This is a genomic window from Microbacterium sp. CCNWLW134, assembly GCF_037083565.1.
Lineage (GTDB): Bacteria > Actinomycetota > Actinomycetes > Actinomycetales > Microbacteriaceae > Microbacterium.
Genome location: NZ_JBAOJU010000001.1, coordinates 452,622 through 465,080 on the forward strand (window position 1 = coordinate 452,622; position 12,459 = coordinate 465,080).

Below are 12,459 nucleotides of genomic sequence, written 5' to 3' on the forward strand. Positions count from 1 at the left end.
TCCGGCCGGGGCGGGATGCCCCGGCCGGAACGGTCGGTGTGCGGGCTCAGCCCACCTGAGCGCGGGAGTCGGCCCACGCGGTGTTCAGTTCCTCGAAGTACGACTCCTTGTCGCCGTCGGCGGCGCCACGGGCGATGTCGACGAGCTTCTGGCGGTAGATGTTGCCGTAGAGGTCGATCTGCGCGCCGTCGGCGATGTCGTTGACGAGCGACTCTTCGCCGGCGGGGGCGGGGCTGAGTTCGAGCAGCTCGACGCCCTCTTCCTCCAGTCCGCCGAGGTTCGACGGCAGCGGATCGGCCGTCAGCGCGGAGACCATGCCCTGCGTCTCGGTGAAGCCCGACTCCTCCAGGAGGAAGTCGATCCAGGCCTTCGCCGCGGCCTTCACGTCGGAGTTGACGTTGATGCCGAGGTTGTAGTCGCCGCCGACCATGGCGTACTGGGTGCCGTCGGACGCGGTGGCGGGGAAGGTCATGTAGCCCACGACATCCGCGGACTCGCCGTTGTCTTCCGCGGCGGCCTGCAGCTGCGAGATCGCCCACGATCCGAGTCCCATCACGCCGATCTTGCCGGTGGCGAAGTCGACCTTCGACTGCTCCCAGTTGGTGGTGAGCGGGTCGTCTTCGGTGTACCCGCCGGCGACGGCGTCGAAGATGAGCGAGTCGATGGCGTAGATGTCGGTGCCCTCGGTCCAGGGAGCATCCTCCGTGGTCATCGCGTTCATCGCGTCGGCATCGCCGCTCGGGGCTCCGATGTTGCTGGTCCACTGGCTCAGCGGCCAGCCATCCTTGTAGTTCGTGTACATCGGGATGGCGTCGGTGTTCTCCTCGATCGCCTGCAGTGCCGCGAGGAACACCTCCTCGGTCTTGGGAACCTCGGTGACGCCCGCCTCTTCGAAGACGGCGGTGTTGTAGACCAGGCCGTTGGCGTTGCCTCCGAGAGCCAGACCGTACTGCACCCCGTCGAAGCTCTTCGGGGCCAGGAACCGGTACGTGCTTTCGAGGTCGTCGGTCTGGCCGAGCGGCTCGAAGTAGTCGGCGAACTGGTCGGGCTGCACGCTGTTGGGGATTCCCAGCACGTCGCCGTAGCTCTCCGTCGACAGGCGGGTGCGCATCTCACCCTCGTAGTCGGTGATGCCCTCGAAGGTGACCGAGGCGTCGGGGTACATCTCGGTGAACTGCTCGGCGTAGGCCTCGAAGGTGCCGTCCTGCACCAGGTCGGTGCGCCAGGTCACGAAGGTCACCTCGCCCTGCACCTCACCGTCGATGGTGTTGTCGGGGTCGTCGGCCCCCGCGCCACCCGCGCAGCCTGCCAGTGCCAGTGCGCTCACCACCCCGAGGGAGGCGATCGCAATCGTCTTGCGCCTCATGTGCATCTCCTTTGCAGATTCACCGTTGATCCGTCTGTGCGACCGCGACCTCGCGGCGTCTCGTCGACGATAAATGGCAATGTCCTACGTTGACAAGGCCACGGGACAAGGTTGTCCAGGCTTGACCGATGACGATCCGCAGGTACAGAATGCCTTTGACCGGGGCTTTATGCGTTTCATCCGATCGGTGAGGGGAAGTGGATGTCCAACTTTATGTCCACGTCAGACATGAGCGGTTTCGGCGTTGTTGACGCGGGCGTAAGCCGGTGACGTCGCAGCGCGCAACCGTCGAAGACGTGGCGCGGTTGGCGCACGTCAGCGCCAAGACCGTGTCGAGGGTGTTCAGTCAGCGCGAGCTCGTGGCGCCCGAGACGGCCGAGCGGGTGCTCGCGGCGGCCAAGCGCCTGCGCTTCCGCCCGAACGCCCTCGCCCAGGGGCTGCGCCGCGGCGGCAGAACGCGCACCATGGGCCTCATCATCGGCGAGCTCGGCAACCCGTTCTATTACAAGGTCGCCTCAGGTATCGAACGCGTTCTGCGCGAGGAGGGATACGGACTGGTGCTCGCCACGACCGACGACACCGAGGAGGGGGAGGAGCAGGTCGCCGAGACGCTCCTCGGGCAGCGTATCGACGCACTGCTGCTCATCCCTGTCAGCCGCGACCAGGGCTATCTCGAGGGGGAGCGGCAGCTCGGCACGGCCGTCGTCAGCGTGGACCGACCGGCGCGCAACCTCATCGCCGACTCGGTGGTGCTCGCCAACCGCGCAGGCGTGGCGGATGCGACATCCCGGCTCATCGCCCACGGCCACCGTCGCATCGCGTACGTGTGCAACCCGGCAGCGGTGTACTCGCAGGAGGAGCGGCTCGCCGGACGCCGCGCGGCGCTCGCCGCCGCGGGGATAGATGACGCCGCACGGTGGGAGCTCTTGGCGGACGATCCCGCTGAGCCGCCCGAGCGACTGGTGGGCCAGCTGCTCGATGCAGCCGAACCGCCGACGGCGATCATCGCGGGCAACAACCGCATGACGATCGGGGCGCTGCGCGCCCTGCGTGCCCGAGGCGACGACACCACCGCCCTGATCGGGTTCGACGACTTCGACACCGCCGACCTCATGGGGGTCACGGTGATCTCGTACGACCCGGTCGATCTCGGCCGGCAGGCCGCCCGCTTGGCGCTCGAGCGGATCGAGGACCCCACCGGGTTCAGTCGTCAGATCGAACTGCCGACGTGGATCATGGAGCGCGGCACCGGGGAGCGGCCACCACGCGCGCGGGGATGACGCGCGCCCTCACGTCCACTGGTCGTTCGCGGCGGCGTCGTACCGGTCGGGCTCCGGTCCGCGCTGGAAGCGCCGGCCGGTGATCGACGTCGGTGAGAGCCGGACCCAGCGGTATTTGAGGGTCGGGATCCAGGGTGTGAGCGGCAGAGCCTCGGCCGCGTCGATCTCGCTCTGCAGTTCGAGCCGGGTCGCCGTTCCCTTGAACACCACGCTCGCGGCACCGTCGTCGTCGTACTCGTCGACCTCGAACGCGATGCGGGGGTTGGCCGAGAGCTCCGCGAGCTTCGACCCGGGCGCCGTGCGGAACAGCACGTGCGGCCCGTCGGTCACGTAGTTGATGGGGAAGATGTCGGGCTCCCCCTGGATCGACACCGCAAGACGACCCACCTGACCACGTGCGAGCAGGCTCCAGCATTCGTCCTCGCTGAGACTCCACACGGGGGCTTCGGTGATGTCATCCATCGGTGTGCTCCTTCTCGGCGTCGGCGTCGGCGTCGGCGTCGGCGTCGGGAGGAGTCTCCCGGCGCCCCCTGGCCGGACCCGGGACATTGGTCCCGCGGCATCCGGGGCGGGTCCTGGCAGGACCTTCGGCCCGGGCTGGTCGCGACCATCCCTCGACACTGACCCTGCACCGGACGAACGAGGTCGGAAGAGGACATGATGGCCGCAGCAGGAGTGAGCAACGTCATCCCACTGTCCGAGATCGGGATGGCGGACCTGCCCCAGGTGGGGGGGAAGAACGCCTCCCTCGGCGAGATGATCTCGCGCCTGGCCTCGAGCGGCGTGCGGGTGCCGGGCGGGTTCGCCACCACGGCGCAGGCCTACCGTGCCTTCCTCGCGGCAGACGGACTCGCGGCTCGGATCACGCGGATGCTGGCGGAGCTCGACGTGTCCGACGTCGCGGCGCTCGCCCGAGCCGGAGCCGAGATCCGTGCGATGATCGGCGCCCAGCCCCTTCCGGCCGATCTCGAACGCGACATCTGCGACGCCTTCGCCGTCGTCGTCGAAGATGCCGGGGGCACCGACATCACCTGGGCGGTCCGTTCGTCGGCGACCGCCGAGGACCTGCCGGATGCGTCCTTCGCCGGGCAGCAGGAGACCTTTCTGCACATCGCCGGCGTCGAGAACATCCTCGCGGCGATCAAGAGGGTGTTCGCCTCGCTCTACAACGATCGCGCGATCGCCTATCGGGTGCACCAGGGGTTCGCGCACTCCGATGTGGCGCTGTCGGCGAGCGTGCAGCGCATGGTGCGCTCCGACATCGGCGCGTCGGGTGTGATCTTCACCGTCGACACCGAGTCGGGTTTCCGCGACAGCGTCCTCGTCACCAGTGCCTATGGACTGGGGGAGGCGGTGGTGCAGGGGGCGGTCAACCCGGATGAGTTCCTGGTGTACAAGCCCGGGCTCCGGGCGGGCCGGCCCGCGATCCTCCGCCGGCGCCTCGGCGAGAAGGCCATCGCCCTTCGGTTCGCCACCGAGAGCACCGTCGAACACAGCACGTCGTTCGAGGACGTTCCCGACAGCGCGCGCTCGCGGTTCAGCATCACCGATGACGATGTCTCCGAACTCGCACGATCCGCGCTCGTGATCGAGGAGCACTACGGCCGGCCGATGGACATCGAGTGGGCCCGCGACGGGCAGGAGGGTCGCCTGTACATCCTGCAGGCGCGCCCGGAGACGGTCGTGTCGCGGGAGGATGCCGTGACCCTCGACCGCTTCGTGCTGCGCGAGCACGGCGACCTTCTCATCTCGGGTCGCGCGATCGGTCGCCGCATCGGTGTGGGGCGCGTGCGGGTGATGTCGTCGGCCGAACACATGGAACGGGTGCAGGACGGCGATGTGATCGTGGCCGACATGACCGACCCCGACTGGGAGCCGGTGATGAAGAAGGCCGCCGCGATCATCACCGACCGCGGCGGTCGCACCTGTCACGCCGCGATCGTCGCGCGCGAGCTCGGCATCCCCGCCGTCGTCGGCACGGTCACCGCCACCCGCGAGCTCACCGACGGGACGCTCGTCACGGTCAGCTGCAGCGACGGCGACGAGGGGCACGTGTTCGCCGGACGTGCAGACTTCTCAGAGGAGCACACGCGAATCGATCGGATGCCGCCCATTCCGGTCGAGCTGATGATGAACGTGGGCGCACCCGATCAGGCATTCGCCTTCGCCGCGCTCCCCAACGCCGGGGTGGGGCTCGCCCGACTGGAGTTCATCATCAACGAACTCATCGGCATCCACCCGCAGGCGCTGCTGGACGTCGCGGCGCTGGACGAACCACTGCGCGCGGAGATCATGCTCCGCACGAGCCCCTACGGCGGGCCGCGGGAGTTCTTCGTCCGGCGCCTCGCCGAGGGTGTCTCGACCATCGCGGCCGCGTTCGCACCCAAACCGGTGATCGTCCGCACGAGCGACTTCAAGACCAACGAGTACGCGCATCTGCTCGGAGGCGAGCGATACGAGCCGCAGGAGGAGAACCCGATGCTCGGGTGGCGGGGAGCGTCGCGCTACGTCACCGACCGGTTCGCCGACTGCTTCGCCATGGAATGCGACGCGCTGCGCCACGTCCGTGACGCCATGGGTCTGACGAACGTGAAGATCATGGTCCCGTTCGTCCGCACGGTCGATGAGGCCGCAGCCGTCGAGCGGGTGCTCGCCGAGAATGGCCTGCGCCGCGGTGAGAACGGCCTCGAGGTCCTGATGATGTGCGAGATCCCGTCGAACGCCCTGCTCGCCGATCGCTTCCTCGACCACTTCGACGGCTTCTCCATCGGGTCCAACGACATGACCCAGCTCGTCCTCGGCGTCGATCGGGATTCCGATCTCGTCGCTGCGGCCTTCGACGAGCGGAACCCCGCCGTGCTCAGCGTGCTCCAGATGGCGATCGAGGCGTGCAGTCGGCGAGGGAAGTACGTCGGCATCTGCGGACAGGGCCCGTCGGATCATCCTGATCTCGCCGACTGGCTCGTCAGCCACGGCATCGGATCGATCTCCCTCAACCCCGACAGCATCATCGAGACGTGGTTGTCGTTGGCGAAGCGCGAAGCCCGATGATCAGCGACCCGATGGCACGACGATGATGGGAACCTCGAGACGGCCGATGAGGTCTTGCCCGACCGAACCGAAGAACCCCCCGGCCAGCACTCCCCGCCCGTGGGTGCCCAGCACCATCAGGGAGCTGTCACTCGCGGCGATGCTCAGGGCGGACGCGGCGTTGTCGTGGATGAGCACACGATCGACCGCGGAGTCGGGAGCAACCTCCTGAAGTCGCTCGACGGCCCGGTCCATGAGCTGCATATGCTGCGCCCGCACGTCGCGCTGGGAGGATACGGTCGTTGCGGGGATCGGGCCCAACCATGCGTGGACGATACGAAGGCTCTCACCCGCGGCGGCCGACTCGGATGCGGCGAAGGTCAGCGCCGCATCGCTCGACGGGTCCGACGCGAGGCCCACCGTGATCGGTCCGCTCTTCTCGGACCATCCTGAAGGGACGATGCAGGTGGGCACGGTCGCCGTCGCACTCACGCGAAGCGACATCCATCCGTGCAGTGCTTCGCGGATGGAGCTGTCGGTATCGACGCCGATCACCAGGAGGTCCGCGTCTGCCGCGGCGTCGGTCAGGGCGCGCGGCATCAGGCCGTCGATGCGCTCCGTCTCGATCGGGAGTGTGGGGTTCGCCGCGCGGAGACGGTGCTCGGCGCGGGCGAGGTCGTCCTCGGCCCGCGGCTGATCCTGGAGAAACGGGTTGGTCACGATGACGACCTCCACGCGCGCCCGACGGCTCAGTGCGCGATCGGTGACCCAGTCGAGCGCAGCGTCTGCTCCGTCGCTGGCGTCGTAACCCAGAAGAATGCGTTCCATGGTGACCGTCCGTTCCGGTGAGGGTGTCATCGCACGACCACCGTCGCGGTGGCGAGCCGGAGGAGCACCTGCTGGCTGGTGGATCCGAGGAGGAAACGCGCGAGCCGGCTGCGGCCGTGCGAACCGATGACGGTGAGCCGGGCGCCGGAGGCGAGCCGATTGATCACCGTCTCGGGCCTGTCGCTGCTCTCCACGACACGGCGCACCTCCAGGTCGGGGTACTGCTGCGAGATCCCGGACATCGATATGCCGAGCGCCTCTTCGGTCAGCGACTGCATGTTCCGCAGATAGCCGTCGGGATACGACCGGACAGACAGGGGAATGGCGATGGGGGACCAGCTGGTCACCGCCGTCAGCGCCTCGCCCGATCGGTCCGCTTCGGCGGCGGCGAAGACGATCGCGGCCTCGGATGCTTCTGAGCCGTCGACCCCGACGATGACGCCGGACCGGCCGGTGAGGTCGAGATCGGGAACCACCGCGACCGGGCAGTGCGCGCCGGCCGTGATGCGGATCCCGTGCGGACCCCGCGCCGGTTGGGACTCGGTTCCGCGGTAGTCGCTGCCGATGACGAGCAGTGACGCGTCCTTCGACGCGTCGATCAATCGTTCGACCGGCTTGCCGCGTTCGAGGCGTATCTCCACGGGTACTCCGCGTGCGCGGACGCGCTCGGCTTCGTTCCTGAGCACGTCTTCTTTCCACTCCTGCGCCCAGCCGACCACGTCGCCTTCGTCGCCGACGCCGACGGCCCCGTCGACGATCGACAGCAGCTCGAGCCGATCTCCCCGCGCGGCTGCTCTGTCTACCGCCCAGTCCACGGCACGACGCGACACCGCCGCATCCGTGACCCCGACCACCACCTTCTGCTGCACCTCGCCACCGTCTTCCTCGATCGAATCCCGGTTTCCGTTGATTCGACCATTCCGGCAAGTGGACCGCGCGGGTGGGCCGGAAGTCCCGGCGTGAGGTGGACGCGACGGCGGGAGTCGAACCCGCAACGCTGCCGGATATGAGCCGGAGCCCGGGACCGCCCGGATCGCCGCGATGCCCTCGACGTTACGTGAGGGCGGCGACAGCGGCCAGGAATGTGAAGGAGAGTGTCAGGGTGTGACGGCGTGTGTCGTCGGGCGATCTTCGACGCCCTGCGGAATTCCGCCTGTCAACGCCGACAGCCGCGCGACGCCGATCGGCTCGTCGGGCAGCAGCGGGACGATCGCGATGCGATCGGTCAGTTCCTGAATGCGGTCGATCTGCGCGACTTCGTTGCGGGCTCGCGTCCGCAGGAACGGCGAGCGGGGGTGCGTCGCGGCGATCGAGTTGTTCGCCACCCACGCCCAGGGGTGGATGCCGGCACGTTCCAGGTCGTCCTGCAGCCCCGTCGCTTCCAGCACAGGCGTCGTCTCGGCGAGCGTCACCAGAAGGATCTTCGTCTGTGCGGGGTTTTGAAGTCGCATCAACGGCGTCGAATAGGCCATGTTCACGGCTCCCATCTGGCGGGCGATCTCGCGATGGTACGAGCTGGCGGTGTCGAGGAGCAGCAGGGTGTGTCCGGTCGGTGCGGTGTCCATCACGACGAACTTCCGTCGGGAGTCGTGTATCGCCCGAGAGAACTGGTGGAAGACCGCGACCTCCGCGGTGCACGGCGACGTCAGGTCCTCGGCCAACGCCGCGCGTCCCGATTCGTCCAACTCCTTCCCCTTCGTCGCCATGACGTGCGCACGGTACTGCTCGAGTGCGATGTCGGGGTCGATCCGTGTCACGGTGAGGCCGTCGACCGCTGCGCCGAGCGTGTCGTCGAGGTGGGCGGCCGGATCGGTGGTGGTCAGGAGCACCTCGTGACCGCGGTTGGCCAGGGCGAGGGCGACGGCAGCGGCGACGGTCGTCTTGCCGACACCGCCCTTGCCCATGCACATCACCAGACCACGCCCGTCGCGCTCGATCTCATCCACGAGGGCGACCAGGGGCGCGTCCGGCAGAACGGCGGTCTCGGCGGCATCCCCCACCGCCTCATCGGCGAGTTCGGGGTCGAAGAACGTGCGGACCGCTTCGAGGCCGACGACGTCGCGGGCCTTGAGCTCCAGAACATCGCGGGGCAGATCGGCGATCGCCGCCGGAACGGCCGACAGCGCGGCGGCCTCCCGACGACGCAGCGCCACCGCGATCGGCTCGTCGCCGGCTCTCTCGGGGAGGACGCCGTTGATCACGACGAACGCGTTCGTCATGCCGATCGCGGTCAGCTCGGCGAACGTGCGGTCGATCTCCTTGAGCGCGCACGGTTGCGGGCGGGTGACCAGGATCAGCCGGGTGCGGTCGGGATCGGTGAGCGCAGACACCGCCGCTGCGTACGTTGCCCGGTGCTTGTCCAGTCCGGCGAGGGGACCAAGGCACGACGCGTTTCCGCCGGTCGAGAGGAACCGCGTCCACGATCCGGGCAACTGCAGGAGGCGGATGGTGTGGCCGGTAGGAGCGGTGTCGAAGAGGATGTGGTCGTATCGCCCGTATGCGGCGTCGTCCGTCAGAAGCTGCGTGAACTCATCAAAGGATGCGACCTCGGTGGTGCACGAACCCGAGAGCCCTTCGATGACCCCGGCGATCTCCGATTCGGGCAGCAGCCCTCGGAGGGGCCCGATGATGCGCTCCCGATAGGCGTCGGCCGCTTGCGCGGGATCGATCTCCAGCGCATCGAGGCCGGGAACCGACGCGATCCCCGTGACGGCGTTGCCGATCGCGATGCCGAACACCTGGCCGAGGTTGGACGCGGGATCAGTGCTCACGAGCAGGACGCGCTGCCCCACGGTCGCGAGGTGGACGGCCGTGGCGCACGCGACCGACGTCTTGCCGACGCCGCCCTTGCCGGTGAAGAACAAGAACCGTGGTGCGTTCGCGAGGAATCTCATGGCACCACTCATCTTCCTCCGCCTACCTCGACGATGCGGGCCGGAGGTCCTTCGAGCCGGAGCCTCGTCTTCGTTTGCGCTCACCGACCGGGAGCGCGAGCGGGCGGCGCAGGAGCGTCGAGGGCGCGCAGCATCCGCTCGAGCACCTCGCGCAGCTCGGAGCGCGACGGCTCGGCGAGGTCGGTCGTGTAGTCCACCCCCGCCGGGATCCACGACAGGCCGTACATGGTCTCGCGGAAGTCGGCGCCACCGACGGGCCACCGCGTGTGCGCGGCATCCTCTTCGGTGGCGCCCTGCCCCCAGATGCCGAAGTGCTCTTTCATCACCTCGAACGGCAGGTCGATGACGGCGTCGGCCTCGACGGGCTGCCGCGTCCACGACCGGGCGACGAGGATGAAGTCCTCCACCTCGTCGGGGGTCAGCGGCCGCGGCTCGAAGAGCACCCGGGTGTGCTCGACACGAGCAAGACGATCGACGCGGAAGGTGCGCCAGTCGTCGCGTTCGAGGTCCCAGCAGAGCAGATACCAGTGCCGGTCGGCGGGGGCGAGGGCATGCGGTTCGACCCGGCGGCGGGTCTCGGCGCCGGTCATCGAGGTGTAGTCGAATCGCACCCGCTCGTGGTCGCGGATTGCGAGGGCGAGCTCGCCGAGCACCTCGCTCGAGACGGCTGCACCCGTCTGGATGCCCGCCGGCTGCACCGCGTCGGCGAGGGCGTTCACGCGGCGGCGAAGGGGCGCGGGCAGCACCTGCTCGAGCTTCGCGAGCGCGGTGAGTGTGGTCTCGGGTCCACTCACCAGACGCTGGGATGCCGCGACGCGCAGCCCGATCGCCATCGCCACCGCCTCTTCGTCGGTGAGGAGCAGCGGGGGCACCGCGCTCCCGGCTTCAAGGCGGTAGCCGCCGGTGATGCCGGGCGTCGACTCGATGCGGTAGCCGAGGTCGCGGAGCCGCTCGACATCGCGCCGCACGGTGCGCTCGGTGACGCCCAGCCGCGCGGCGAGTTCGGTGCCGGGCCAGTGCCGATGCGTCTGCAGGAGGTTCAGCAGTGCGAGCGCGCGGGTCGTCGTGTCGGACATGCATTGATTCTGCCCGTGATTGCGGACAGGATCTGTCCGGGTGCGCTTCTACCTTCGACCCATGGCGAATCAACCGATCATCGAAGCGCAGGGGCTCACCAAGCGCTTCACCGTCAAGAAGAAGACCGTGGCGGCGGTCACCGACCTGACGTTCGAGGTGCAGCGCGGCGAGCTCGTCGCGTTCCTCGGACCCAACGGCGCGGGCAAGTCCACGAGCCTGCGCATGCTCACCACCCTGCTCCCGCCGACGTCCGGCACCGCGCGGGTCGTCGGTCATGACATCCTGCGAGACCCTGCGGGCGTTCGCGCCCGCATCGGGTACGTCGGTCAGCTCACCAGCGGCAGCTTCGCCCAGCGCGCCCGTGACGAGCTGCTGAGTCAAGGTGCCTTCTACGGGATGGGCCGTGCCGCGGCATCCGCTCGGGCAGACGAGCTCATCGAATCGCTCGATCTCTCGGGGTTCGCGACCCGCACCGTGCAGCAGCTCAGCGGCGGACAGAAGCGGCGGCTCGACGTCGCGTTGGGACTCATGCACGCCCCGCCGCTGATCTTCCTCGACGAGCCGTCGACGGGACTCGACCCGCAGAGCCGGGCGAACCTGTGGCAGCACATCCTCGACCTCCGTAAGCGATTCGGCACGACCGTCTTCCTCACCACGCACTACCTCGAGGAGGCCGATCGCTACGCCGAACGGGTCATGGTGATGGACAGGGGGCGCGTCATCGCCGATGACACCGCCGCGCGGCTGAAGGCCGAGCTCGCGGGTGACGTGCTGACCCTGGGGTTCAGAACCGCGGATGCCGCGAAGCGCGCGCTTCCGGTGGTGGCGACGCTGAGCCGGCGTGAAGTGCGACGCGAAGGCGGCGTGGATCTCGTCGTCGCGGTGCCGGAAGGCGACGCGCTGCTGCCGCGGGCGGTGCGCGAACTCGACGCCGCCGGCATCGAGGTGGTGCGGGCGACCGGTGTGCCGCCGACTCTCGACGACGTGTTCCTGAGTCTCACCGGGCGGACCCTCCGCGACGCCGAGCACCCGGTCGAAGAGACGGATGACGCGGGCGCGAGCGCCGCGCCCGACAACGATGCTGTGACAGCCGAGACCGAAGGAGCAGTGCGATGAGCACGCAGACGGACATCGCCGAGACCTCCCCCCGCCCCGATACCGCGGTCAAGCCCAACCCGGCGCGCGACACCTGGAACGTGCTCACCCGGGAGCTGCGTCCGACGGTGCGCGACCCGTTCACGCTCATCTTCAGCCTCGTGCAACCGCTGGTGTTCCTGGGGCTCTTCGCTCCCCTGCTCGTCGGGCAGTCGGGAGAACCCGTCGGCGAGACCTTGAGCTGGTTCGTGCCGGGTGTGCTGGTGATGATCGTGCTCTTCGGCACCGGTGCGACCGGGTCGAACCTGCAGTACGAGATGATGACAGGCTCGCACGAGCGAACCCTCGTCGCGCCCATCTCGCGCGGGTCGCTGCTCGTCGGGCGGGCGCTGAAGGAGGTGGCGCCCATCGTCATCCAGGCGATCATCATCGTGTTGATCGCGCTGCCGTTCGGCTTCGCGGTGAATGTGCCGGGGCTCGTGGTCGGCCTCGGGCTGCTGGCGGTGTTCGGTGTCGGTCTGGGGTCGCTGTCGTACGCGCTGGCGCTGAAGACGAAAGACCGGGAATGGCTGTTCTGGGGGGTGCAGCAGACCCTGATCTTCCCGCTGCTGATCCTCTCCGGCGTGCTCCTGCCCCTGGACGACGGGCCCGCATGGATGCGCGCGATCGCAAGCGTCAACCCTGTCAACTGGGTCGTCCAGGCCGAGCGGGCGCTCCTCTCGGGCGACCTCGCGGCTCCGGTCGTGCTGTGGGGCTGGCTCGCGGCGCTGCTGCTGGCTGCGGTGGGGCTCGCGGTCGGGGTGCGGGGGATGCGCAAGAGCGGCTGAGCCGGGGCGTGTCCCCAACTCCTGCAGAATCGGTGGGCGGGCGCCCCGGCGGGGCTGTTCGC

At 68.8% G+C, this 12,459-nt stretch carries 10 protein-coding genes and 1 tRNA gene; 4 read left to right on the forward strand and 7 right to left on the reverse strand.

The genetic code is table 11. The annotated features are described in order from the left end of the window. Positions 1 to 46: 46 nt before the first annotated feature. Complete coding sequence (locus V6S02_RS02150; protein WP_336399695.1) at positions 47 to 1,366, reverse strand: ABC transporter substrate-binding protein; 1,320 nt, start codon at positions 1,364 to 1,366, stop codon at positions 47 to 49. Positions 1,367 to 1,632: 266 nt separating this feature from the next. Between V6S02_RS02150 and V6S02_RS02155 the strand changes: the two genes are divergently transcribed. Continuing rightward, positions 1,633 to 2,646 carry a LacI family DNA-binding transcriptional regulator gene (locus V6S02_RS02155; protein ID WP_124292580.1) on the forward strand — a complete coding sequence of 338 codons (1,014 nt, stop codon included), beginning with the start codon at positions 1,633 to 1,635 and terminating at the stop codon, positions 2,644 to 2,646. Positions 2,647 to 2,655: 9 nt separating this feature from the next. Here V6S02_RS02155 and V6S02_RS02160 read toward each other — a convergent pair whose 3' ends face one another. After that, positions 2,656 to 3,108 carry a pyridoxamine 5'-phosphate oxidase family protein gene (locus V6S02_RS02160; protein ID WP_124292581.1) on the reverse strand — a complete coding sequence of 151 codons (453 nt, stop codon included), beginning with the start codon at positions 3,106 to 3,108 and terminating at the stop codon, positions 2,656 to 2,658. A 198-nt stretch (positions 3,109 to 3,306) separates the two neighbouring features. On the opposite strand from V6S02_RS02160, the gene ppsA reads away from it, so the two are divergent. Beyond that, the gene (gene ppsA / locus V6S02_RS02165) at positions 3,307 to 5,697 is read left to right on the forward strand and encodes a phosphoenolpyruvate synthase (RefSeq protein WP_336399696.1); all 2,391 of its coding nucleotides are present in this window, start codon (positions 3,307 to 3,309) and stop codon (positions 5,695 to 5,697) included. On the opposite strand, the gene V6S02_RS02170 is transcribed toward ppsA, so the two are convergent. The 5 genes from V6S02_RS02170 to V6S02_RS02190 form a co-directional block, all read right to left on the reverse strand. Further along, entirely contained in the window at positions 5,698 to 6,534 is an 837-nt protein-coding gene (locus V6S02_RS02170; RefSeq protein ID WP_336399697.1) for a universal stress protein, read from the reverse strand. It lies immediately after the preceding gene. After that, entirely contained in the window at positions 6,531 to 7,373 is an 843-nt protein-coding gene (locus V6S02_RS02175; protein ID WP_336399698.1) for a universal stress protein, read from the reverse strand. Before V6S02_RS02175 ends, V6S02_RS02170 begins: the two co-directional genes overlap by 4 nt. Before the next feature lie 96 nt (positions 7,374 to 7,469). Beyond that, positions 7,470 to 7,545, reverse strand: a tRNA-Met gene (locus V6S02_RS02180). 56 nt (positions 7,546 to 7,601) lie between these two features. Further along, positions 7,602 to 9,398 (reverse strand): arsenical pump-driving ATPase, encoded by a 1,797-nt coding sequence (gene arsA / locus V6S02_RS02185; RefSeq protein WP_336399699.1) that lies wholly within the window; start codon positions 9,396 to 9,398, stop codon positions 7,602 to 7,604. Positions 9,399 to 9,478: 80 nt separating this feature from the next. Beyond that, entirely contained in the window at positions 9,479 to 10,474 is a 996-nt protein-coding gene (locus tag V6S02_RS02190) for a helix-turn-helix transcriptional regulator (protein ID WP_336399700.1), read from the reverse strand. 61 nt (positions 10,475 to 10,535) lie between these two features. Here V6S02_RS02190 and V6S02_RS02195 point away from each other — a divergent pair, with 61 nt between their 5' ends. Further along, positions 10,536 to 11,591: an ATP-binding cassette domain-containing protein gene (locus V6S02_RS02195; protein WP_336399701.1), complete on the forward strand. Its 1,056-nt coding sequence runs from the start codon at positions 10,536 to 10,538 to the stop codon at positions 11,589 to 11,591. Further along, entirely contained in the window at positions 11,588 to 12,397 is an 810-nt protein-coding gene (locus V6S02_RS02200; RefSeq protein ID WP_336399702.1) for an ABC transporter permease, read from the forward strand. The genes V6S02_RS02195 and V6S02_RS02200 overlap by 4 nt, the downstream gene beginning before the upstream one ends. Positions 12,398 to 12,459: the final 62 nt, after the last annotated feature.